Raw genomic sequence first — 22946 nt, forward strand, 5'->3', positions numbered from 1 at the left:
TCTGGAAAACCCATATGCTTTGGCGTGCAATCTTTGGTGAAGGTATCTGCCCCCATTTATTACAGGTAAACGCTGGCCGCTTTTTTCAATCGGTTCATAATGGCTTGACCAATCCCTTCTTCCGGAAAGGCTTCACATATAATAATTTCCACATCACCTTCCTTAAATGTCCGCAATGCTTCATATAAATGAGCCGCAATTTCAGGCAACTCCCAACCGAGTGAGATCATGTTATCCGCTTCTAAAGCCTGAGCCGTCTCTGTACTAGCAATCACCCCAACCTGACGGCCATTTTTCTCCTCATCGATGACTTGCTGCATTTTCCTGTGACCACCTTTCACCAGCCATAATGGGACTTCCGGTGAATAATGCTTGTACTTCATTCCAGGTGCTGCCGGTCGTTCGTTTGCACCAGCGATTGCCGGATCGATGATGATAGAACCGACAACCGTCTCCAGTTGTTCCTTCGTTATACCACCCGGCCGGAGTATAATAGGGACTTCATGCGTACAATCGATAACGGTGGACTCTACCCCAACACCTGTAGGACCCGCATCAAGTAAACCAGCAATCTTCCCTTGTAAATCTGCCCAGACATGGTGACCTGTTGTTGGACTGGGTTTTCCGGAAATATTAGCACTCGGTGCCGCAATTGGAATATCACTTACGCTTAGTAATTCTTGTGCAACAGGGTGATCTGGTATTCTTACACCAATTGTGGATAAACCCGCTGTGACATTTTCCACACACGTCCCATTACTGGGTAGGACAAAAGTTAAAGGGCCTGGTACAAACGCATCCATTAACTTATCCACAAATGGTGGATAGTTGCCCACAATCCTTGTTAATTGATTTTTGGTTGCAACATGGGCTATCAATGGATTATCCTGTGGGCGGCCTTTCGCTTGGAAAATTTTTGATACCGCCTCTTCCTTTGTTGCATCTGCTCCCAACCCGTATACGGTTTCCGTGGGAAAGGCCACGACAGAGCCACTTTTAAGCAATTCAGCAGCACCTTTAATTGCCTTCTGGTTATACAAATAATCATTTTTTAAATTCCAACGTATTGTTTCCATTGCATGCTCCCTCTTTTCTACTTCTACATTTTAGTCGATCAGGCTTTTTTTCGCAAAAACTTATACATAAAAAATAACCTGTGCCATTTTGTCCACAGGTTATCCCTTTATTATAAGGGATTTTAATCGCTCATCCCTATACTTATACACAAATTATCTATATTACCAACAAGTTATCAACATCATGATGTTAATAATGTGCATATCTATGAAGAAACATCATATGTCCACCAATTTCCTTCCTTTTGATTGGACTTGTCAACAGGCATTTCCTCCCTTTGTGGATGAAATTGCAAGGATTCCAGCAATACATCCACAACAGGTTGATGACTGCGCACATATATTTTTTTTGCCTCTTGTTCTTTTGCCAAATTCAAGATAGCTTCCAGGAGAACCGGTAATTTGGCAGCTTCCGCCTTCGTAATATACAGTTGCTTTAACCAGTAGGACCCTTCATCCATTCTTTCCAAAGAAAAACATCCTTGTATTTGCTCCGCTATTTCCACGACGTAACCTGCCTCAAGTAGACTTGCCTTGTTGACATTACGATTTTTCACCAAAAATTGATCCAGCTTTTCCTCTGAAGCACGATGGGCAGCGATTAAATTCATGCTTATCACCTCTATTATGTTTGATAGTTTCCTTCGTTTCTATCATCCTATGCACAAACTTACTACGCTATGACCAGTCAAACCATTCAAATAGAAAAAATTTCACATCCGCTTCTTCCCCTTCTTCTTCCTCTACTTCATCTGACTCCTGTTCAGCAACACTTGTACCATCATCGAAATCCAGAAAGCATAGAGGCGGAAATAGTACGCACCACCAATTGTCACCTTGTCCCTCACCGATCGTAATTAATACTGCTTCATATTCGCCTGCCGGGTATAAATAAGATCCATATAGTTTCATAGGAAAAGACACATTTGAACCATATTCCACGTCAAAATCATAACCTGCATTTTCTTCCTGTAAAACATCTTTAATGATTGCCTCTATCTCTGGAATACGTGATTCTATTAATGCTCTCGCTTCTTCGATTTCCGTAATATGTGATACCCACTCTGTAATTTCCGCGTTCACATGATCCCGCACGACCCGCTTTAATGCTTGATCTTCTTCACTATCACTATTTGCCAGAATCCGAAGTCGAATCGCATCATCTGGAATAACTTCAACATCGTATTCAGAATCGGAGTCTGATTGCTCACTAACCCCTATATTTGGAAAGGTAAAAAAGAATATTAAAAATATAAATGCAAAAAATACTAGTTTCTTCATCGCGTTGGTTCCTCCTCAGGTCTAATTTAATAACCAGTATGGGCAGGGGCGGGTGAATTTAAACTAGTATTCTATTATTTTTTTGACTATTTTTCTAAAAGGGGGTTGCCTTTGACACAATAGATATAAACTGCGACGTAAGTGTGGAATTCTCTTTGCGAACGATGGTTGAGTGCTTGGATGCCGCTACGGAAACACATTTCGCTTTCCGCGGGGCTGATGAGCCACCTCGTGCTAGCGCACTTCAGTGTCTCATCTAGGCCTTTGCTCCCGCAGGAGTCTACATGTGTTTCCTCCGCTGGTTAGTGTGGTTACTGCCACTAGATTGCACCGGTAATCACAATTCAAAATATCACACCCCCTCACCAGTTCGGGTGAGCGAAGGGCGGTGACTCCTGTGGGAACAAATGTCTTCGGTGGGACGAGCATTTACTCGCAGTCCCAGCACGTGTCCGAAGACCCCGCAGCGGTGGTCTTCCGCGAGGAGGCTGAGGCCGTGCCCTAAGGATGCGCATCCGCCCTTCGCTGACCCGAACGGCGATTATAGCTAATACTTATTAGGAAACGGTAATTACGTCGCAGTTTCTATCAACTGCGACAATTTAAAAGCAACAATACTTACGGCAAGGCCATTATTTTTGGATAAGAAGGCAAGGTAGGCTTTCAACGGTTGCGTACCGTCACAATACGATCTTTTTTATTTATATCTTGAATGGTCTGGACTTCAGCCATTGGAAAAACATTTTTGATCAATGCCGTTACGGCAACGCTCTGTTCATATCCTATTTCAAATGCCAGATGACCGCCTTTTCCGATCACCTCACGCGATTGTTCAATAATTTGCTTATAAGCAGCTAACCCATTTTCCGCTGCGAATAAGGCGATCTCCGGATCAAAATTTTTTACAGTATCGGATAGATATCCCGCGTCCGCCTTTGCAATATACGGTGGATTGGATACGATGATATTCGCTTGTACATGGTTATCGATGAATGGCTGCAGAAAATTGCCCTGTAAAAAGGGCACCTCCGCACCAAGCCGCTTTGCGTTCTGATCAGCAATGGTTAGCGCCTCTTCTGAAATATCAGTGGCGTATACAATTGCGTTTGGGATCTCAAGTGCAAGTGTAATAGCAATGACCCCGCTTCCTGTACCGACATCAACGATGACTGGTTGCACTTCTTTATTTTGCCGGGCTCGGTGTATCACATGTTGAACCAGCTCTTCCGTTTCCGGTCTCGGGATGAGCACATGTTCATTAATGGAAAATAGCCTTCCATAAAAGGATTCCTGTCCGGTAAGATGCTGAACAGGAACACCCGTTAACGCATGCTTGGAAATATCGGTTTGGAAATTTTCCACCACGGTTCGCGAAGGTCGATCCTGCATCATCGCGTAAAATTTGGAACGGGAAACCTGCAGATGGTGCTGTAGCAACAGCTCCGCCACTTTTGGTTCACGGTTATGTTTTTCTAAAAAAAGAGAAGCCCGGTTGAGGACTTCATATTGTTTAAGATTCATGTTATTCCCCTATTTGTTCCAATTTCTTGGTTTGTTCTTCCAATAACAAAGCATCGATAAATTCTTCCAGTTTCCCTTGCAAGACCTGATCCAATTTATGAATCGTTAATCCAATACGGTGATCGGTCACACGATTTTGCGGGAAATTATAGGTGCGAATCCGCTCGGAACGATCCCCTGTGCCAACAGCTGATTTTCTGCTTTCATCATATTCCGCCTGAGCTTCCTGTTGATACATATCATAAATCCGTGCACGCAGCACCTTCATCGCCTTTTCCTTGTTTTTAATTTGTGATTTTTCATCTTGGATAGATACAACAACTCCGGTCGGTTCATGGGTTAAGCGCACTGCTGACATCGTCGTATTGACACTTTGCCCCCCGGGTCCGCTTGAGGCAAATGTATCGACACGAATATCTTTTTCATTGATATCAACCTCGACATCTTCAGCTTCAGGCAAAATAGCGACCGTTGCCGTTGATGTATGAATTCGGCCACCGGATTCTGTCTCCGGAACCCGTTGAACGCGATGTGCCCCATTTTCATATTTTAATTTGGAATATGCTCCAGTTCCGCTGATCATAAAAACAATCTCTTTATAACCGCCAACTCCTGTTGAACTAGCTTCCATGACTTCTGTTTTCCATCCATGATTCTCTGCAAATTGAGAATACATACGGTATAGATCGCCAGCGAATAATGCAGCCTCATCACCGCCCGCTGCACCGCGAATTTCCATAAACACGTTTTTATCATCATTCGGATCTTTCGGAAGCATTAACACTTTCATCTTTTCTTCAAGTTCTTCCTTGGATTGTTCGAGTTCGGTGATTTCTGCTTTCACCATCTCTTCCATTTCATCATCCAAATTATCTTCTTGCATCTCTTTCGCATCTTTTAACTGCGCGGTTACATCTTTATATTTACGATAGGCCTGCACAACATCCTCCAGACCCGCCTGTTCCTTCGAATACTCTCTTAATTTCGCTGTATCACTTATAATATCAGGGTCACTAAGCATTTCATTCAATGTATCATATCGATCTTCCAATGATTGTAAACGTTCTAACATAACGAACACCTCTTTTCGATTAACAGTATAATTATAATATACTCGGATGTGGAGGTCAAAGTTAATTGTAGTGCCGGGAATGAGGTTAGCATTGGATTCGAGGAGCTTGTTTCGGCATTCATGTCAGCTGCTTCAGTTTTCGCGGCTCTCAGTTCAGCTTTCGATCCACTCGATTCGGCTTTCGCGGATCTCAGTTCAGCTTTCGATCCTCCTGCTTCGGCTTTCGCGGCTCTCGGTTCAGTTTTCGATCCAATCGGTTCAGCTTTCACGGCTCTCGGTTCAGTTTTCGATCCACTCGGTTCAGCTTTCGTGGCTCTCGGTTCAGTTTTCCGCTCTAATCCGGTTTAATTATTCCAGTTGTTGTTAAATTTCAACGCATACAACCGGGTACTTTTTTCCCCTATTCTACTAAAATTTTCCCTTTTTAAAATACCTTTAACAACGTCTGGTGAATCCACTTGTAAAAAATCCCTCGCTTCTCTATTGGATATTTTATCACCAATTAACAATTTATAATCAAACAAAGACGGCAAGTGTGCTTTTATTGATACATATTTACATGCCGAACAAAGCCATTTTCTTTTATCTCTGACCATTGATATCGCACCACACTTCGGGCAGAAAACGCCCTTTATCAATTCATTTTTAGTTATACGAAATCGATCCAATATATTTTCATCTTGAGGTTTATGCGCTGCCATTAAACGTTTGGCGAGATTCATGAGCTGTTCTTTTTCCATATAATTCACAGTTAATTCATTGCTTAAAGCCTCTATTTTAAAGTACAGATCATTTTTATGAATTACTTCTTTTGGGATAAGATTTTGAGAAGTTGCAGATTTGATGATCGTGCTGGGAAAGCTGATTACGATGAAGAACTTGATGGGGAGCTCCATATCACATTGTAAGCGAAGCCACCTTTGCAGGCGATGTCTTTGAAGTTTTGCTTGCGAGTTAGGGTTCTCGAAGCCGTCTTCCTTATTTTCATCATTGATACGTGTTACCTGTCCATTTTCACCAAATATAACAGTACCATACCAATTTTTTACTTCCAAAATAAGAATGTACTTTGCAGACAACATAAGTGTATCTATTTGAAAAAAACCTTGCTCATCCGCAATCCGGAGATTGTGTAATATAAGATATTTCCGGTCATCTAAAAATCGTAAAGGATATGAGATTTCTTTTTCACCTTTTGCGCCTGCTTGCTTATTCTTTAAACTCTTTTGAACTCTACCCTTCTCTGGATGCAGTGGAGCCAACCTTCGATCTAATGCTTCCAGTTGCCACAATTTCAATGATTTTTCGTACTTCTTTACAATCATTGCCTCACTTCCTTTTAAAATAATTTTTGTCTCACTACTAGTTTCGACAGCATCTACTCCTATTCCTTTTTATTTGGGAAACCTCAGCAATGAACTTTCGTTGCTGAAGTTTTCGCGCCATCCGCTTCAGCTTTCGCCCAGCACGTTTCGGCTTTCTGCTCATCCGCTTCAGCTTTCGCCCAACACGCTTCGGCTTCTTTGCTACTCGGTTCGGCTTTCACTCCACCTGATTCAGCATTCACCACACCGTCCCGCTTCTCCCACTGCCATTCAACGAAAAAAGAGCACCATTCCGGCGCTCTTTTACTTCGATACCTCAGACAGATCACTTGAGGCTTTATCACTTGTTTTTTTTGGGACTTCGTGATGGTGGCGACATCTTGGTTCATAGGATTCAGAAGCACCTACTAAAATAGTCGGATCATCATATGATGCCGGACGACCATCAATGAGACGCTGGGTACGACTGGCAGGAGCTCCGCATATTGGACAAATGGCGTTTAATTTTGTTACAGATTCGCTTAATGCCATTAGTTTGGGCATGGCGCCAAATGGCTCCCCACGAAAATTAGTGTCCAGACCTGCAATGATGACATGAAATCCTTGACTCGCGAGCTGATTTACCACGTTGATAATAGGTTCATCGAAAAATTGCGCCTCATCAATTCCGATGATATCCAAGTTTTCATTTATATTCTCCAAAATTTCATCCGCGCTTTTTACAGGGCGTGCTACGGTGGAAGATCCACTATGTGATACAACAGATTTATTCTCATACCTAGTATCCATTACCGGTTTAAAAACACGCACAGATAAATTCCCGTATGTTGCACGGCGAACGCGACGGATTAATTCCTCTGATTTTCCGGAAAACATGCTACCACAAATTACTTCCACCCAACCATGTTGTTGCCATTGATACATGAGGGAACCCCCTTCTTCCATTGTCCTTATGTACTATATTCGTTTCCATTACTTTACTATTTATAACTTATTTTAAAAGAAAAAAACAGACAAAATATAGACGTTTTGCCTGTTTTCTTCTTATTATGCCTCGAATGGAAGCAATCGTTACCGATGCCTTTTACGCATCAAGCTTCGGCTTCACTTTTTATTTCATATTATATTTCTTCTTGAATCGGTCTACACGTCCGCCGACTTTGTCCGCTTTTTGTTTACCTGTGTAGAATGGGTGTGAATCTGAACTGATTTCAACACGGATTAATGGATACGTGTTGCCATCTTCCCATTCAATGGTTTCGTCTGAATTTTGTGTTGAACCGGTTAAGAATTTAAAATCTGAACTAGTATCCAAAAATACTACTTTTCTATACTCGGGATGAATGTCCTTTTTCATGTCTTTCCACTCCTTTTTGCCCTGAATCGATTGAAACAGAGTTATACATTAGACGTTATAGGCAAATACCCTATCTAAACTCACATAAAAAGATTATAACAGTATGGAATTCTGATTGCAATAGGCCGGCATTAATTGTTTACGAAAAAACGATCCTCATCGCACTTCATTCACCCTACTAACGCTATCTCTTCGTTCCTTTGCGCTTCATTTCCTCATCCATTAATTGGAAAAATTCCTCATTTGTGTTGGATGCTTTCAATCTTCTTAGGAAGCGTTCGAGGAAATCGTGGGAATCTTGCATGGTTTTGCGGATGGCCCACATTTTATCAAGCTGACCTTTATCAACAAGCAATTCTTCTTTTCGCGTACTGGAACGCAGAATATCGATCGCAGGAAAAATTCGGCGCTCTGCCAAATTGCGGTCAAGATGTAGCTCCATGTTTCCGGTACCCTTGAACTCCTCATATATAACATCATCCATACGAGAGCCTGTATCGACTAAAGCTGTAGCAAGAACAGTGAAGCTTCCGCCTTCCTCGATGTTTCTTGCAGCACCGAAAAATCGCTTCGGACGGTGAAATGCTGCCGGGTCGATACCACCGGATAGTGTACGGCCGCTTGGCGGAATCACTAGGTTATATGCACGTGCGAGCCTTGTAATACTGTCCATCAACACAATCACATCACGTTTGTGCTCAACTAAACGCATGGCTCTTTCCAATACAAGCTCCGAAACCTTAATATGACTTTCAGGAACTTCATCAAAAGTGGAACTGACAACATCTACATCAGAAGATACAGAACGCTCAATATCTGTTACTTCCTCAGGGCGCTCATCCACCAACAAGATAATTAATTTGGCGTCCGGGTGATTTTCTGAAATACTGTTTGCGATTTCTTTTAATAGCATTGTTTTACCAGCTTTTGGTGGTGCAACAATAAGCCCACGTTGACCGAATCCAACCGGAGTCATTAGATCCATAATGCGGGTAGAGAGCCTTTTTGAATCTGTTTCCAAATTCATCAATCGATCCGGATACAGTGGGGTCAGTGCCGGAAAATGAACACGTTCTTTGGATGTATCCGGGTCCATGCCGTTTACCGCGTCAACATGCAGCAAACCATAATAACGCTCATTTTCCTTCGGTGGACGAACCTTTCCAGATACTTTATCCCCATTCCTGAGGTCAAACCTGCGAATTTGCGAAGCGGAAATGTAAATATCTTCTGCGCTCGGGGAATAATTAATGGGTCTTAGAAAGCCAAATCCCTCTGAGGGGATAATCTCCAATACACCATCCATAAATAAGAAGCCATCTTGTTCTGCCTGTCCTTTTAAAATAGCAAATATAAGTTCTTTTTTCGTTAATTTTGCGTAATAGGATATTTTATATTCCTTCGCTAACGCATAAATTTCTTTTAGTGTTAATGTCTCTAATTGAGAGATTGTTAATGTAGCCATAAAATCACCACGCCTACTCATTTTTAATTTTTGTATTACGATATTTGATAAAAGATCTTTCACGGAAGGTAGTCCCTGATAGAGATGAAGAATGATCAGAAGCTGATAGAAGTTCTTACGCTAGAAAAAAGTGTTTATTTACATATCGTAGCCAACTCATATGCTTATTAAACATATAACCATGTTACACGTTTAAGCCATAACATTCAACTCTATTTTAAATATTTACTAGATTTTTCATAGAAAAACGATGCCCCTTCTTCAATCAGCTAACATGGTGATTAGAAGGGACATGGTTTGTAATAAATGATGTTTTAAAAAATCCGGTAAAAATGACCTATCGTAGGAGAGCTTCTGCTTTGGAAGACCACGCTCAGGAGCTTACAACCTCGAACTTTCGACGCCTGTGACATGATAATGCCCTCGAGTGTAATGGTTTTCGAGTAAGATAAGCATTCATACGCACTCGCAGCCAACTCATTCCGAGCACACACACTTATATTAGGATTTCATAACAAGGTCAGGCTTTTTCTGTAGACTATGTTTGCCATCAATGAAACGGACCGTGCCGCTTTTTGCCCGCATAACAATAGTTTCCGTTGTTGCCTTTGATCCTTTAAACTGAACACCTTGCAAGAGCTCCCCATCTGTTACGCCTGTTGCAGCGAAAATAGCGTCATCCCCACTGCAAAGGTCATCCATGTAGAATACTTTGTTTAAGTCTGTAATGCCCATTTTAGTGCAGCGTGCCTTTTCCTCGTCATTGGCCGGAGCTAATTTCCCTTGAATTTCTCCACCTAAACATTTTAGCGCTGCCGCAGCAAGTACACCTTCCGGGGCGCCGCCAGTTCCAAGCAAAATATCCACTCCGGTATCATCAAAAGCTGTATTCATTGCCGCTGCTACATCCCCAGCTGGGATTAACTTAATTCGGGAGCCGGTTGCACGAATTTCCTCAATCAATTTCGCATGACGCGGGCGATCCAAAACAGTTGCAACCACATCTTCTATATTTTTATTTTTTGCATGGGCAACTGCTTGTAAATTGTCATAAACAGGGGCATTTATATCAATTTTACCTACCGATTCCGGGCCTACTGCAATTTTTTGCATATACACATCCGGCGCATGCAACAGTGCTCCCCTATCCGCAATAGCAATAACAGCGAGTGCATTCCAGGAGCCTTGCGCAACAATATCCGTACCTTCCAGTGGATCGACGGCTACATCTACTCCCGGGCCCGCTCCGGTACCAAGTTCCTCGCCGATATAAAGCATTGGGGCTTCGTCTCTCTCGCCTTCCCCAATTACAACCGTCCCTTGCATGGGAATGGTATCAAAGACATCACGCATCGCTGTAGTTGCTGCATCATCTGCTTCTTCCTTCTTACCTCTTCCCATCCAGCGAGCTGATTTTTGTGCGGCAGCCTCTGTCACACGAACTAATTCCATCGTCAAACTTCTTTCCATGTATTTCCTCTCCCTTTTCATTCAAATATCCTTATCCTCATCCCAAAGGACTATTTATGTATGAAAAGCATCAGCGGCTTTTAGAAGCAGGAAGATCGCCAATAAGCTATCCAAAACCGAATTTATGAATTTTGAAAGTGGACGATTTCTGCTTCTGACATTTCTTCCCGCCATACATTTGCACCGAGGCTAAGTAATTTCTCTGTGATTTTTTCATATCCTCTGTCAATGTGCTCCAGGCCGGTTATTTCCGTTAAGCCTTCAGCCATTAACCCAGCAACAATCAGAGAGGCGCCTGCTCGCAGATCGGTTGCTTTTACTTTTGCACCTTCCAGTCGAACAGGGCCTGATACGATCGCTGAACCGCCCTCGACCTTTATTGTAGCATTCATGCGCCTTAACTCGTCAATATGCTTAAGACGTGCCGTGTAAATCGTATCTGTAATCACGCCTGTATTTAATGCTTTTGTTAATAAAGATGTAAAAGGCTGCTGGAGGTCTGTAGGGAATCCCGGATACACCAATGTTTTTATATCCACGCTTTTTAGCGGTGCCTTCGGTGTGATTAAAAGTTGTTCATCATTTTCCTCTATCGATACACCCATCTCCCGTAATTTGGCCAATACAGATTCTATATGTTGGGAAATGACATTGTCAATGAGCACTTTTTCTCCTTGTGCAGCAGCTGCAATGGCATACGTACCAGCTTCAATACGGTCTGGGATAATCGTATGCGTACACCCATGCAGGTGAGGGACGCCTTCAATACGAATAACATCCGTGCCGACACCTTTTATTTTCGCGCCCATATTTGTTAACAATGTGGCTACATCAATAATCTCCGGTTCTTTGGCAGCATTTTCAATGGTGGTTTTTCCCTTTGCCCTCACGGCAGCGAGCATGATATTAATCGTTGCACCAACACTGACGACATCCAGATAAATACGAGCACCTCTAAGCTCTTCTGCACGTAGGTAGATGGCTCCTTGTTCATTGGTGACTTCAGCTCCAAGCGCTTCAAACCCCTTAATATGCTGATCAATCGGACGTGGGCCCAAATAGCATCCTCCGGGGAGGCCAATTACTGCTTTATTAAATTTACCCAACATGGCACCCATGAAATAGTAGGAAGCACGAAGTTTTTTTACTTTTCCATTCGGCAATGGCATGGACACCATATGCTGTGGACTTATATTTATGTTTTGGTTATCCGCCCACGAGACGTCTCCACCAATTTCCTCCAGCAAACCACCAAGTGTATACACATCCGAAATCTCCGGCAGTCCCTCTATTGTAACATCGGAATCAGCTAATATGGACGCGGGTAGTAAAGCAACAGCGCTATTTTTTGCACCACTGATCCGAACCTGACCATTTAACAGGTGGCCACCTTCAATTACCATTTTTTCCATCTGGAAACCCTCACCTTTCAACGTACAGAATAAAGGAAGCAACTCTGTCACTATTCACGTGCATCGTCTAATTTTCCTTTTTACTCTTATTTTGTGCATCATTTCCAATTTCATGCGATTAATTTTGCTTTTTCCAGTCTGCAAGGAATTTTTCTATTCCTTGATCGGTTAATGGATGTTTAACAAGCTGATCAATGACTTTCATTGGAATGGTTGCAATATCGGCTCCATTCAGTGCAGCATCTGTCACATGTAATGGATGCCTGATCGATGCAGCGATGATTTCGGTATGGATATTATGCTCCTTAAAAATAGCTGAAATGGTTGAAACTAAATCCATTCCATCCTGACCTATATCATCCAGTCGCCCTAAAAATGGTGATACATAGGATGCGCCAGCTCGTGCGGCCAAAAGCGCCTGATTGGCATTAAAAATGAGTGTTACATTTGTTTTAATATTCAAGTCAGCTAGTGCCTTCACTGCCTTTAGGCCCTCAAGTGTCATTGGAACTTTCACGGTAATATTCTCCGAAATTGCAGCAAGTTCCTTCCCTTCTTCGATCATCCCTTGTGCATCTTCTGAGATAACTTCTGCGCTGACAGAGCCTGATACCTCATCCGTAATTTCAGCTAAACGCTCATGAAAAGATACCCCTTCTTTCGCTACGAGGCTTGGGTTTGTTGTTACACCCGCTAGAATCCCTAATGCATTTGCTGAACGTATATCATCAATATTTGCCGAGTCAATAAAAAATTTCATCTTTAATCTCCTCCACTCTATGTTTTATTATTTTTTAAAACCATCCCACGTACAAAATTGTTCTAAAAGTGCGGTTAAAGTGGCATTCATAAGGGCATCTTGTCACCTCGTTCCCCTTTATCCTCCTTTTTGAACATACACTTACAGTACAAGAATACCAATTTGCGGCTCATGTCGCAACATTTGTATGAATTAGCCTATCACAGATTTTACAATTTCTACCATTTGATCTACATCAAATGGCTTTGTTAAAACAGCTTTTACCTGACTGTACCGAGATACTTCCTCCTTTATAGACTCTTCCAAACCACTCATTAGTAATGCTGGAATTTCTTGCTCATTTTGATGTAATTGATCTAATATTTCAGGCCCGTTATAAATTGGGAGTCTGTAATCCACGATAATTAAATGAAAAGGACTAGTATTTATCATTTCTAAAGCTTCTTTGCCTGTTGTAGCAGTAGCTACATGATACCCTTTACTTGTAAAAAGATCTGTTAATAATAAACGGATGCCCGCTTGATCATCCACTACTAAGATTTTCTTCTGCAAACCGATACTTCCCCCCTCTTTTCTAATCTAACAGCCATGTACAATTTCTATATTTAGGCTGGAAAAACCTGCTATGTTACAGAATTATCTCCATTTAGTTGTTTTTTTGAGGGGGAATACAATTGGTAAAAAGGCGTGAAAGGGTAGTTGAGTGTGCGGATTCTTAGAGAACACGGAACATGGTGAAACCACATCGCGTTTTCTATCTGCACCTTTTTTGAGCCGATTGGCTATTTTATGATAGAGGGGCGGCCATGGTTTTTCTTAACTCATATAAAGAGCCCCGGACGTAAGTGTACGTATGACCCGAGGCTCTTTCGCTTTATTTATTTCGTTGATGATCGATTGCAGCTCCAATAAACCCTTTAAACAGTGGTTGTGCTTTTGTTGGGCGTGAGGTGAATTCCGGATGAAATTGACTTGCTACAAACCATGGGTGATCCGTAATCTCGATCATTTCCACCAATCTTCCATCAGGACTTACACCGGAGAACAGAAACCCATTCTCTGCCATTTGATCACGGTAATCATTATTAAATTCATAGCGATGGCGATGGCGTTCCTCAATCATGTCCGCATGATCGTATACTTCCTTTGCTTTGGTACCATCTTTCAAACTGGCTGGATATAGGCCAAGTCTTAACGTGCCTCCCATGTCAGAAATATGCTTTTGCTCCGGCAACAAATCAATGACAGGATGTGTTGTTTTCGGATTAATTTCTGCTGAATGTGCATCTGTCAGGCCGAGTACATTCCGTGCGAATTCCACGGTCGCCAGCTGCATACCTAGACATATACCAAAGTATGGAACTTTATTTTCACGTGCGTAGCGAATAGCTTCGATTTTCCCTTCAATTCCTCGATCACCAAATCCACCTGGTACAAGGATACCATCCACATAAGCTAATTCTTTTTGTATAGATGCTGTATCCAGTTCCTCTGAGTTGATCCAATGAATCGAAATATCTGCATCATAGGGGTAGCCGGCATGTTTCAGCGCCTCCGTTACAGAAAGATAAGCATCCGGCAATTCTACGTATTTTCCAACAATACCGATGTCAACTTTTTTGGAAAGATTTTGTACTCTACCTACAAGTTCTCGCCATTCATCCATATTGGCTTCTTGGCAATCCAGTCCAAAATGCTCACATGTTAACTGGTCCAAATGTTGTTCCTGCAAGGAAATCGGCACTTGATAAAGTGTATCGGCATCGCGCAACTCGATAACTGCTTGTTCATTGATATCACAGAACAAAGCAATTTTTTCCTTCATGCCTTTACTAATCTCCTGCTCTGTTCGTAAAACAATTGTATCCGGCTGAATTCCCAGTGAACGTAATTCCTTAACACTGTGCTGGGTAGGTTTTGTCTTCATTTCACTAGCTGCTTTGATATATGGAACAAGCGTACAGTGAATATACATGACACTCTCTCTGCCAACATCACTCTTAATTTGGCGAATGGCTTCAAGAAATGGAAGTGATTCAATATCACCGACTGTACCACCAATTTCAGTAATAACGACATCTGCCTTTGTAGCAGCACCAGCACGAAATACCTGTTCTTTAATTTCATTCGTAATATGAGGGATAACTTGAACGGTACCGCCAAGATAATCTCCACGGCGTTCTTTGCGGATGACGCTAGAATAGACCTTCCCTGTTGTTATATTGCTGTATTTATTTAAATTATTATCGATAAACCGCTCATAATGCCCTAAATCCAGATCTGTTTCTGCTCCATCCTCTGTCACAAAGACCTCTCCATGCTGATACGGGCTCATCGTCCCAGGATCCACATTCAGGTATGGATCGAATTTTTGAATGGTTACCTTCAACCCGCGATTTTTCAATAAGCGGCCCAATGAAGCAGCTGTTATTCCTTTTCCCAAGGAAGAAACAACGCCTCCTGTAACAAATATATATTTCGTCACTATAATCCCTCTTTCTTCATATTGGCTGTCTATTATTGTGTGCAAAAACACATAAAAAATAATAAAAGCGCCTCCCCCAACGAGTCAGGGGAAACGCTTAAACATAGCTAAATTTAAAGAGCCCAATAAAAATTGTAAACATAAGGCTTGGATAAGTCAAGCGGGATAAAAGGAAAAACATCTCTAAGTATATTAAAAATTTATTGAGTCAAGACAAAATAGACAAGCATAAAAATACTGTGATCCCGAATATAAGGCACCTATTTATTGGTATAGTATGATTTTGAACTACCCCCACTTATCGACCTTGCGGTAGATTGAAGTGGGAGATTCTTGGGAACAGAGCATACTTGTTAACGTATTTCTTTGTCAACAGCGGTGTCTCTTATGGACCAAGCTACCCCCGTAGATTCCTACGGTTCTATATTTTTATTTAAGTCAAAGCTAATGTTCGTAAGCCTTCGACCAATATGTTTTTACTAGCATTTACATCTCTGTCATGATGTTCATGGCAAACAGGGCAAGTCCAATCCCTTATTTCAAGCGATTTTTTCCCGTCTTGATGTCCACAACCGGAACATACTTGACTAGATGGAAACCATCTACTTATTTTCACAATTGTTTTACCGTACCACTTCGCTTTGTATTCTAATTTAGTTACAAAAGCAGACCATGACACATCAGAGATGGATTTTGCTAACTTATGATTACGTAACATTCCTTTGATACTCAAATCTTCGATACAGATAATATCGTGGTTTTTGATTATTTCTGTACTTAACTTGTGAAGGAAGTCTTCACGTTGGTTCATCAATCTTTCGTGCAATCTAGCAACTTTTATCTTTTGTTTCTGATAGTTTTTTCCATCAAGAAGGTTCATACCATTCTTTTTAGCATGTAACGCACGTCTTGACAGTTTTCGCTGTTCCCGTTTTAGTTTCATTTCCATGTTTGAGGTAAAATTATGATTGTCAAACTTGCGGCCATCTGAAAGAATGGCAAAATCAGTAATACCTAAGTCTATGCCAATAGATGATTCCGTTTTCTCCAATGGTTGTACTTCTACTTCTGCAAGAATAGATACGAAATAGTTGCCACTGGGATTCCGTCTAATCGTTGCATTAAAAATACGCCCTTGCACGTCACGACTTTTGGCAAAACGTACAAGACCAAGTTTTGGCAACTTGATTCTATTACCTACAATGGCAATATTCCCATTCGTATGCTTGGTTGTATAGGATTGTACTTTATGCTTTTTAGACTTAAATCGTGGTACCTTATTTTGTTTCTTGAAAAAACGACTATAGGAATCAGCAAGGCTTTTAAGTGATGACTGAATAGCAATGCTGTCCACTTCTTTTAACCAAAACAATTCCTTTTTTAGCTGTGTAAGTTTCGCTGAACACGAATGATAAGTCAATCCTTTACCTGTTTCTTTGTAAACATCGTTCCATTGTGCTAGAAAATGATTGAATACAAAGCGAGAACAACCGATTGTTTTAGAGATTAGGATTTCTTGTTCTTTATTTGGATAGATACGAAACTTATATCCTTTATGGACTCGCATTGCTTCCGCCTCCCTTCATTCCTTGATTTTCAATATATTTCATGACTACATGGATGGGAGAACCACCAGTAGTTCGTCAGCAAAAACTTCTTGACCAAATATCCTTAGCATAGTCAGATGCCTTGTCACCAAGACTTTTCTACGATATTTCTCAACTAGAACAAGATGGTAATACATGAAGAATACGGAATGGTTATTGCTATCTAATTTCATTCTAAGTCAGCTTTTCCCTTATCTAAGACGGATGATATCATTAAGATATTAAGGGAGCGGCAAAAAACCTTTAGGCTATCGCCTAACCTTCATTCATCTCCCCCCTTATCGTTGAGCTTTGCCCTTCACACGATTGAAGAGGGAGTCTTCTGTCGGAAAACGATAAATATTAAAGATACTTATTCTTCCATTATCTCTTTCGTATTTTGAATGTATTTCCGTTCTTCTGTTTCGCTTAAAATCCCTGTTGCTTTTCCAGTTGTTGGTTCACCCCGAGATTCATAAACTAAATTATGATCTTTGTCTATTTGAGAAAAATCATCTTCCTTCCATCTTTCCAAAATAGTTTTAAATTTTTCTTCTTCTTCTAAATTAACCAATGTTTTTGCTAATCCTTCTAAAAGCCAATCGATGCGTTCATCTGTTATTTGATAGAATCCCCATTTGCTATCTGCATCAATTTTCTGGTGTGACATATAATGAATATAATCATTGAAATTTTTGTCTGTTAAATCTTTTTGTTGTATATAGCCACCAAATGGATTTTCTTCTTTTTTCTCATTATTACTAGCATTATGTTTTACTGGCTGAACCTGTTTTTCATCTATTGAACCCTCAGATACTATAGCGCTTGAACTTATAAAATAAAGAGCAACACCAAGTGTTGATACAATACCTAAACTCCACCCTAATAATTTAAAAGTTTTTTTCATATTGCACCTCTTTTTCATGTTTTAGATTTTTCACATTTTATTATACATGAAAAGATATGTAAATAAACGGCCATATTAAAAAGTCAATACATCCATTTGATTATTAAACAGATTACCTTTGTAATCAACTTCCCAATAGAATTCAACAACAACTTTTAAATCCGCACTAAGTGCACTAATAGTAGCTCAAATTGCAGCTGGTAAATTGCTCTTCTAATTTTAGATGATATAGGTAGAGAACGGTAGTTACAAACATGTAGATTTATTAACCCCTAATGGAGGATTAAAAATCTATCTTTAGAGGAAATTTATATACAATATAATTTATTTTTTGTTTTTTTCCTGTTTCGATAATCTTTTTTCCCTTAGAAGATCATCAATAGTATCAGCTTTTTCTCCAGCTTTTATATGATAAATAAGATCGCTCTTATTAATATAGAGAAAAAAATGGTCTCCATCTCTGTTATAAAAATCAAAGTCATCCCATTTATTCGTCATATTTCTTTCTTTTTTTTGGTTATTAGGTAAGTATGACACATGGACTTCATTATCGGATAAAATAGCTTTATGTTTTCCTAAGGATCCAATATCATATGATACCAGTTGTTTTTTTATTTCTTTTATATACTGATCTTTATTTCCTTTAATACTTATAGGTATTGTTATAATTAGTAGGAGAACAAGAGCAGCTAAATATGTTAATGGACCATCTTCCTTAAAAACTGAATAAAGTAATAAAGCCCCTACTAATGAGAAAAAAATAGCAATAAAAATCGATACGTTTCTATTTTTTTTTGCATGTAAACTAAATTCATAGTAATTCTCTGCAAATTTTTGTATATCCTCTTCATTTTTAATATAATTCAATTCAATTTCCATAGATAACCCTCCCGTTTATAATGTTCCACTTTATACTTTTTAAGACCGTCGATATTATTCCATATTCGAAACATTTGTAGATACTAGATTTTCACTGAACCTCACATTCAACTCCTCTAAGTATTGCTTTACTAACCAATAAATTCAAGACAATCCAACCCATGCTCACTAGCCAAGAGTTTAATGCTAACGCCTGCATTTTCCCTTCCTTTAATTTTGTACGTTCATCATAATTCGTAGTTTGTCGCTTTTTCAAGTAGTTGTTGTTAATTGAAAGTAAAGCCGAAATTATATTAATGTTGATGTTTGTACTACAAGAAAGATTACTCACATTTTTATGCCTCCAAATCTATTGGCCATGTAAGGAAATATATTATTTATACCATTTCTGGCTACATAAAGGAAAGCAAGCATAAATGATGCAGATATTTGGTGAAATCAAAGCGAGAGGAGTTGAAGACATTTTCTTTAACTCCATGGGTGGCCATATCCAAAACTGGTCCATGGTTATGAACCAACTCCTCCTACATCAAAATCTTCACGATAGGGTTTTAAAATATCTGGAGTAAGAATTAACTTACACACTTTATTTGACAAACCCTAGGGTTCAATTATGACCTTCACTACTTCATCGGAATGGTTTTTATAAAAACAAATCACACTATAATGACAAACTCCGAGCTGATTCAAAATGTATCTATTGTTCGGAGTTTGCCATTTATTCTATATTTATTTCTGGTTTCTCTCTTGTTTCATCAATCCTTGTCTCTGCAAAAATTGATCAACATCCTCAGCAGCTTTTTCTCCAGCTTTTATATGATAAATAAGGTCACTCTTATTAATATAGAGAAAAAAATGGTCTCCATCTCTGTTATAAAAATCAAAGTCATCCCATTTATTCGTCATATTTCTTTGTCTTTTTGTATCATTGGGGAGATATGTTATACGAATTTCATCATCAGATAAGAAAGCTTTATGTTCTCCTAAGATACCTAAATCTTTTGAGGTATGTCTTTTATTAATACTTTCTATAATATGTTTTTTATGATTGTTGACCATATAAATAGAGCTCGGGATTAATATAATAATAAACATGAGTAAATAAGGAATTGCCCCATCTTCAAATGATTTATGTATCGGATAGGTAATTATTAATGCTACTATTATGGCTAAAACAAAGTACCATTTTTTTGTTTTTCTTGCATTCAAACTAAAAGCATAGTAATTCTCTGCGAATTTTTGTACATCCCCTTCATTCTTAACATAATTCAATTCAAGTTCCATATATAACCCTTCTTATAAAGTCTTATTGTTTCTCTTTTTTTATATCATCTTGGGTGTTTACAATTATAAAAGCCACAGACAAAAAAGACAGACTATAATCATAGTCAGCCTTTTTTGCCGGATAGGAAAAGTTCTAAAAGATCACAATTAGCTTTATGTTTTTTCTTCTTCATCCTCATCCATCGATTCTTCCTCATTCACAGCCTCATCTTCAATTCCGACGATTTCTTCATCTTCATCAAACATCTTGCCTTCGTCACCTAATTCATCGATCATTTCATCGATGTCCTCGTCAACAATATCAAGTTCTTCGTCATCCAGATGAATTTCCTCGTCTTCTTCTCTCTTTTCTTTCTTTGGTTTTTCTTTTGTCTTTTCTTTGGTTACCTTCGCCTTTTTCTTTTTCTTCGAAGCTCTACCTTCTTCATCCATCTTTTCCACTGGATACCAGCGTTTCAACCCCCACGTATTTTCACCGAGTGTAATAAAGCGCCCATCGACGTTTAAATCCGTATAAAACTGTGCAATATTCGCTGTTTTTTCTTCTTCAGAGAAATCTTTTAGCTCAGCAACTTTGTCAAAAACCTCTCTAAAATGAAGCGACTTTTTTTCATCCATTAACACAGAATTAGCCAATTCGATCATTGCCATTTGTTTCACTTCTTCGTGGCTATATTGCTCTAAGCTCACGGTAACGCACTCCCTTTACATATATAATAAGGCCATTAGCCTTGTTGATACTCCATTATACTTACCCTACGCAAATAAAACCATATCTTACATTATAAACAAATCTTACCTGAATATGCTAGCAAAAAAGTTGAGAAAACCAAATTGTTTTCTCAACTCCTCTTATTTGGAGATGTTGAGGCCTGCGCCACTGTACATCGATACTACGCTAGTTTGATACAGAGTCCGGAAACATGTATCCAATGCCGAAACTACTGTTATAAGTGTACGAAATGCTGACGGGCGCTGTCGATCCAAACAACTCACTTCTCTGCTACAGGAAGAAGCCCTAATCAGCCGGCACTTCCGGGCAGCGTCGTATGGGCAAATTCGCTCCTTTTTCTCCGGTATCGTCCGCTCCCCTTTCATAATTTTTATGTAGCTTCCATTGCCAATCCATGGAAAATGTAATGTATCTGTCTATCAATATATTCATCAAGGGTAAATTGCTTTTGCAGTATCCACCTTCGAAATCCCCACATCTGTCCATGTACAAAAATATTATTTGCTAAGAGCTGAGCAGCTTGCTTGGAAACTTCATTTGGCAAACAGGCTACAATAGCATGTTCCAACATCCCTACCATGTCACGTTCTTTACGAAGCACATATGCCCTGGCTTCTTGTTTCAACGATTTGACTTCCTGATAGAGGATAAGCACTTCCTCCTGCATATCATCCATTAGCCGAAAGTAGGAGTCAAGTAAGGAAACCAAATTCTCAACAGACGGGTGTTTTAAATCTATTTTTGCTTCCAGACTGTCACGAACCCGGTGATGAATGGAATCAACAACAAGGAATAAAATATCTTCCTTCGTACGGATGTATTCATATAGTGTTCCAATGCTAAAACCTGATTCTTTTGCAATTTCTCTTGTTGTTGTGCGGTGAAATCCTTTTTCCTTAAAAAGGGTAATCGCTCCTTGAATCATTTGACTGCGCCGTTTCTCAACGAGTTCCTGATCTTTTACAGAGGAAAGGACTTTGCGCTGATTCATATTGGGCACCTCTTCCCTTTTTCAAGTCCATGCACCGAGAACTCCTTTTGAAGCATCGTATTCCATCTGACTTTTTTGTTTTGCATGCATTCCATAATTCCGCACATAACGTACATCCTTTCTTATGGCGTTCATTTGATGCTTTGTTGCTTGAATTTGTGGTGTGCTCGATCGATTCAGATTTGCTTTTACTTCGTCAACATGCGCCCAATCACAACGCGCTGTATCTCGTTCGTTCCTTCATAAATTTGTGTGACTTTCGCATCACGCATGTAGCGTTCTACCGGATAATCTTTCGTGTAACCATAACCACCGAATACTTGGACCGCTTCCACTGTTGTTCGCATGGCAGCATCACCGGCGTATAGCTTCGACATGGCGGATGCTTTCCCATAAGATTTCCCTTCTGATTCCAGCCATGCCGCTTGATAAGTTAATAGGCGGGCGGCTTCTACCTCGGTTGCCATATCAGCTAGTTTGAATGATATTCCTTGATTAACAGCAATCGGCTTACCAAACTGTTCCCGTTCCTTTGCATAGTCAACAGAAGCATCAAGCGCGCCTTGAGCAATACCCAGTGCCTGTGCAGCTATTCCATTACGACCGCCATCCAGGGTTGTCATCGCTATTTTGAATCCCTCGCCTTTTTCTCCTAGCATATTTTCCTTAGGAACACGGCAATTTTCAAATATAAGCTCTGTCGTAGGCGATGCGCGAATTCCAAGTTTCTTTTCTTTTTTCCCAAAGGTGAATCCTTCTGTGCCTTTTTCGACAATGAATGCGCTGATTCCTTTATGTTTCGCATCTGCGTCCGTTTTTGCAAAAACAATATAAATATCTGCAACGCCACCATTGGTGATCCATACTTTACTGCCATTTAATACATAGTGATCTATGTCTTCTTTTGCGGTCGTTTTCATGGAAGCAACATCGCTGCCCGCACCTGGTTCCGACAATGCGTATGCTCCAAGCGCTTCACCGGTTGCCAAGCGGAAGAGAAAGTTATTCTTTTGGGCTTCGTTTCCATACGTATATATCGGCCAACTCGCTAAGGAAATATGGGCAGATAACGTTACACCAGTTGATGCACATACCCGCGATAATTCTTCCACTGCCATACAATAGCTGAGGAAATCGGAGCCAATTCCACCATATTCCTCCGGCCATGGAATTCCGGTTAGCCCCAGTTCGGCCATTTGATCAAAAATATTTCGGTCAAAGCGCTCCTCTTCATCGCGTTCTGCTGCCGTTGGTGCTACCTCATTCTTGGCAAAATCACGGACCATTTTACGCAACATTTCCTGTTCTTCCGTTGCTTGAAAATGCATCTCCATTCCCCTCC

The 22946-nt window shown here is 40.2% G+C and carries 23 protein-coding genes and 2 pseudogenes; 1 reads left to right on the forward strand and 24 read right to left on the reverse strand.

Features of this window, described 5'->3' with window-relative positions; genetic code table 11:
• Window positions 1-59 precede the first annotated feature (59 nt).
• From KFZ56_RS17100 to KFZ56_RS17195, 20 genes and pseudogenes are all read right to left on the reverse strand, one after another.
• Complete coding sequence (locus KFZ56_RS17100) at window positions 60-1076, reverse strand: L-threonylcarbamoyladenylate synthase (RefSeq protein WP_222643272.1); 1017 nt, start codon at window positions 1074-1076, stop codon at window positions 60-62.
• A 206-nt stretch (window positions 1077-1282) separates the two neighbouring features.
• Window positions 1283-1687 carry a GNAT family N-acetyltransferase gene (locus KFZ56_RS17105; protein ID WP_222643273.1) on the reverse strand — a complete coding sequence of 135 codons (405 nt, stop codon included), beginning with the start codon at window positions 1685-1687 and terminating at the stop codon, window positions 1283-1285.
• A gap of 67 nt (window positions 1688-1754) precedes the next feature.
• Window positions 1755-2357 (reverse strand): stage II sporulation protein R, encoded by a 603-nt coding sequence (gene spoIIR, locus KFZ56_RS17110; protein WP_222643274.1) that lies wholly within the window; start codon window positions 2355-2357, stop codon window positions 1755-1757.
• A 663-nt stretch (window positions 2358-3020) separates the two neighbouring features.
• The gene (prmC, locus tag KFZ56_RS17115) at window positions 3021-3878 is read right to left on the reverse strand and encodes a peptide chain release factor N(5)-glutamine methyltransferase (RefSeq protein WP_222643275.1); all 858 of its coding nucleotides are present in this window, start codon (window positions 3876-3878) and stop codon (window positions 3021-3023) included.
• Between the two features lies 1 nt (window position 3879).
• Window positions 3880-4950: a peptide chain release factor 1 gene (prfA, locus tag KFZ56_RS17120; RefSeq protein ID WP_222643276.1), complete on the reverse strand. Its 1071-nt coding sequence runs from the start codon at window positions 4948-4950 to the stop codon at window positions 3880-3882.
• 344 nt (window positions 4951-5294) lie between these two features.
• Window positions 5295-6275: an NERD domain-containing protein gene (locus tag KFZ56_RS17125; protein WP_222643277.1), complete on the reverse strand. Its 981-nt coding sequence runs from the start codon at window positions 6273-6275 to the stop codon at window positions 5295-5297.
• 83 nt (window positions 6276-6358) lie between these two features.
• Window positions 6359-6520 (reverse strand): hypothetical protein, encoded by a 162-nt coding sequence (locus tag KFZ56_RS17130; RefSeq protein ID WP_222643279.1) that lies wholly within the window; start codon window positions 6518-6520, stop codon window positions 6359-6361.
• A 58-nt stretch (window positions 6521-6578) separates the two neighbouring features.
• The gene (locus KFZ56_RS17135; protein ID WP_222643281.1) at window positions 6579-7199 is read right to left on the reverse strand and encodes a thymidine kinase; all 621 of its coding nucleotides are present in this window, start codon (window positions 7197-7199) and stop codon (window positions 6579-6581) included.
• 187 nt (window positions 7200-7386) lie between these two features.
• A complete protein-coding gene (locus KFZ56_RS17140) occupies window positions 7387-7632 on the reverse strand; it encodes a type B 50S ribosomal protein L31 (protein WP_222643282.1) in 246 nt (81 codons plus the stop codon).
• Between the two features lie 184 nt (window positions 7633-7816).
• Window positions 7817-9097 carry a transcription termination factor Rho gene (rho, locus tag KFZ56_RS17145; protein ID WP_222643283.1) on the reverse strand — a complete coding sequence of 427 codons (1281 nt, stop codon included), beginning with the start codon at window positions 9095-9097 and terminating at the stop codon, window positions 7817-7819.
• 501 nt (window positions 9098-9598) lie between these two features.
• Entirely contained in the window at window positions 9599-10567 is a 969-nt protein-coding gene (glpX, locus tag KFZ56_RS17150; RefSeq protein WP_222643284.1) for a class II fructose-bisphosphatase, read from the reverse strand.
• 122 nt (window positions 10568-10689) lie between these two features.
• Entirely contained in the window at window positions 10690-11979 is a 1290-nt protein-coding gene (gene murA / locus KFZ56_RS17155; RefSeq protein ID WP_222643285.1) for a UDP-N-acetylglucosamine 1-carboxyvinyltransferase, read from the reverse strand.
• 118 nt (window positions 11980-12097) lie between these two features.
• Window positions 12098-12739, reverse strand: a complete 642-nt coding sequence (gene fsa / locus KFZ56_RS17160) for a fructose-6-phosphate aldolase (RefSeq protein ID WP_222643286.1) — start codon at window positions 12737-12739, stop codon at window positions 12098-12100.
• 192 nt (window positions 12740-12931) lie between these two features.
• Window positions 12932-13291, reverse strand: coding sequence for a response regulator (locus tag KFZ56_RS17165; RefSeq protein ID WP_255585195.1), 360 nt, complete (start codon window positions 13289-13291; stop codon window positions 12932-12934).
• Window positions 13292-13613: 322 nt separating this feature from the next.
• On the reverse strand, window positions 13614-15224 hold the full coding sequence (gene pyrG / locus KFZ56_RS17170; RefSeq protein WP_222643288.1) for a CTP synthase: 1611 nt from the start codon (window positions 15222-15224) through the stop codon (window positions 13614-13616).
• Between the two features lie 433 nt (window positions 15225-15657).
• Window positions 15658-16791: an IS200/IS605 family element RNA-guided endonuclease TnpB gene (gene tnpB, locus KFZ56_RS17175; RefSeq protein ID WP_222643290.1), complete on the reverse strand. Its 1134-nt coding sequence runs from the start codon at window positions 16789-16791 to the stop codon at window positions 15658-15660.
• Window positions 16778-17004: pseudogene (locus KFZ56_RS20185) on the reverse strand (transposase). Before KFZ56_RS20185 ends, tnpB begins: the two are co-directional and overlap by 14 nt.
• A gap of 179 nt (window positions 17005-17183) precedes the next feature.
• Complete coding sequence (locus tag KFZ56_RS17185) at window positions 17184-17717, reverse strand: DUF6241 domain-containing protein (RefSeq protein WP_222643291.1); 534 nt, start codon at window positions 17715-17717, stop codon at window positions 17184-17186.
• Between the two features lie 324 nt (window positions 17718-18041).
• Window positions 18042-18596, reverse strand: coding sequence for a hypothetical protein (locus tag KFZ56_RS17190; protein ID WP_222643292.1), 555 nt, complete (start codon window positions 18594-18596; stop codon window positions 18042-18044).
• A 91-nt stretch (window positions 18597-18687) separates the two neighbouring features.
• On the reverse strand, window positions 18688-18927 hold the full coding sequence (locus KFZ56_RS17195) for a hypothetical protein (protein ID WP_222643293.1): 240 nt from the start codon (window positions 18925-18927) through the stop codon (window positions 18688-18690).
• A gap of 32 nt (window positions 18928-18959) precedes the next feature.
• On the opposite strand from KFZ56_RS17195, the pseudogene KFZ56_RS20190 reads away from it, so the two are divergent.
• A pseudogene (locus tag KFZ56_RS20190) lies at window positions 18960-19165 on the forward strand (hypothetical protein); the annotation flags it as partial.
• 160 nt (window positions 19166-19325) lie between these two features.
• Here KFZ56_RS20190 and KFZ56_RS17200 read toward each other — a convergent pair.
• The 4 genes from KFZ56_RS17200 to KFZ56_RS17215 all read right to left on the reverse strand — a co-directional run bounded on the left by KFZ56_RS17200 (window position 19326) and on the right by KFZ56_RS17215 (window position 22932).
• Window positions 19326-19880: a hypothetical protein gene (locus tag KFZ56_RS17200; RefSeq protein WP_222643294.1), complete on the reverse strand. Its 555-nt coding sequence runs from the start codon at window positions 19878-19880 to the stop codon at window positions 19326-19328.
• A gap of 153 nt (window positions 19881-20033) precedes the next feature.
• Window positions 20034-20570 (reverse strand): DNA-directed RNA polymerase subunit delta, encoded by a 537-nt coding sequence (gene rpoE, locus KFZ56_RS17205; RefSeq protein WP_222643295.1) that lies wholly within the window; start codon window positions 20568-20570, stop codon window positions 20034-20036.
• 413 nt (window positions 20571-20983) lie between these two features.
• Complete coding sequence (locus KFZ56_RS17210) at window positions 20984-21604, reverse strand: TetR/AcrR family transcriptional regulator (RefSeq protein ID WP_222643296.1); 621 nt, start codon at window positions 21602-21604, stop codon at window positions 20984-20986.
• Window positions 21605-21792: 188 nt separating this feature from the next.
• Window positions 21793-22932 (reverse strand): acyl-CoA dehydrogenase, encoded by a 1140-nt coding sequence (locus KFZ56_RS17215; protein WP_222643297.1) that lies wholly within the window; start codon window positions 22930-22932, stop codon window positions 21793-21795.
• Between the last annotated feature and the right edge of the window lie 14 nt (window positions 22933-22946).

It is taken from the genome of Virgibacillus sp. NKC19-3, assembly GCF_019837165.1.
In the GTDB taxonomy this organism is placed as follows: domain Bacteria; phylum Bacillota; class Bacilli; order Bacillales; family Amphibacillaceae; genus Virgibacillus_L; species Virgibacillus_L saliphilus.

What these genes read in the sequence shown, in the direction of transcription:
- KFZ56_RS17140 (WP_222643282.1), bottom strand. Translation starts at nt 7,632, where the DNA reads ATGAAAAAGGACATTCATCCCGAGTATAGAAAAGTAGTATTTTTGGAT.
- KFZ56_RS17185 (WP_222643291.1), bottom strand. Translation starts at nt 17,717, where the DNA reads ATGAAAAAAACTTTTAAATTATTAGGGTGGAGTTTAGGTATTGTATCA.
- rho (WP_222643283.1), bottom strand. Translation starts at nt 9,097, where the DNA reads ATGGCTACATTAACAATCTCTCAATTAGAGACATTAACACTAAAAGAA.
- KFZ56_RS17100 (WP_222643272.1), bottom strand. Translation starts at nt 1,076, where the DNA reads ATGGAAACAATACGTTGGAATTTAAAAAATGATTATTTGTATAACCAG.
- prmC (WP_222643275.1), bottom strand. Translation starts at nt 3,878, where the DNA reads ATGAATCTTAAACAATATGAAGTCCTCAACCGGGCTTCTCTTTTTTTA.
- glpX (WP_222643284.1), bottom strand. Translation starts at nt 10,567, where the DNA reads ATGGAAAGAAGTTTGACGATGGAATTAGTTCGTGTGACAGAGGCTGCC.
- tnpB (WP_222643290.1), bottom strand. Translation starts at nt 16,791, where the DNA reads ATGCGAGTCCATAAAGGATATAAGTTTCGTATCTATCCAAATAAAGAA.
- KFZ56_RS17105 (WP_222643273.1), bottom strand. Translation starts at nt 1,687, where the DNA reads ATGAATTTAATCGCTGCCCATCGTGCTTCAGAGGAAAAGCTGGATCAA.
- KFZ56_RS17215 (WP_222643297.1), bottom strand. Translation starts at nt 22,932, where the DNA reads ATGCATTTTCAAGCAACGGAAGAACAGGAAATGTTGCGTAAAATGGTC.
- KFZ56_RS17135 (WP_222643281.1), bottom strand. Translation starts at nt 7,199, where the DNA reads ATGTATCAATGGCAACAACATGGTTGGGTGGAAGTAATTTGTGGTAGC.
- KFZ56_RS17200 (WP_222643294.1), bottom strand. Translation starts at nt 19,880, where the DNA reads ATGGAACTTGAATTGAATTATGTTAAGAATGAAGGGGATGTACAAAAA.
- prfA (WP_222643276.1), bottom strand. Translation starts at nt 4,950, where the DNA reads ATGTTAGAACGTTTACAATCATTGGAAGATCGATATGATACATTGAAT.
- spoIIR (WP_222643274.1), bottom strand. Translation starts at nt 2,357, where the DNA reads ATGAAGAAACTAGTATTTTTTGCATTTATATTTTTAATATTCTTTTTT.
- KFZ56_RS17125 (WP_222643277.1), bottom strand. Translation starts at nt 6,275, where the DNA reads ATGATTGTAAAGAAGTACGAAAAATCATTGAAATTGTGGCAACTGGAA.
- murA (WP_222643285.1), bottom strand. Translation starts at nt 11,979, where the DNA reads ATGGAAAAAATGGTAATTGAAGGTGGCCACCTGTTAAATGGTCAGGTT.
- KFZ56_RS17210 (WP_222643296.1), bottom strand. Translation starts at nt 21,604, where the DNA reads ATGAATCAGCGCAAAGTCCTTTCCTCTGTAAAAGATCAGGAACTCGTT.
- fsa (WP_222643286.1), bottom strand. Translation starts at nt 12,739, where the DNA reads ATGAAATTTTTTATTGACTCGGCAAATATTGATGATATACGTTCAGCA.
- KFZ56_RS17190 (WP_222643292.1), bottom strand. Translation starts at nt 18,596, where the DNA reads ATGGAAATTGAATTGAATTATATTAAAAATGAAGAGGATATACAAAAA.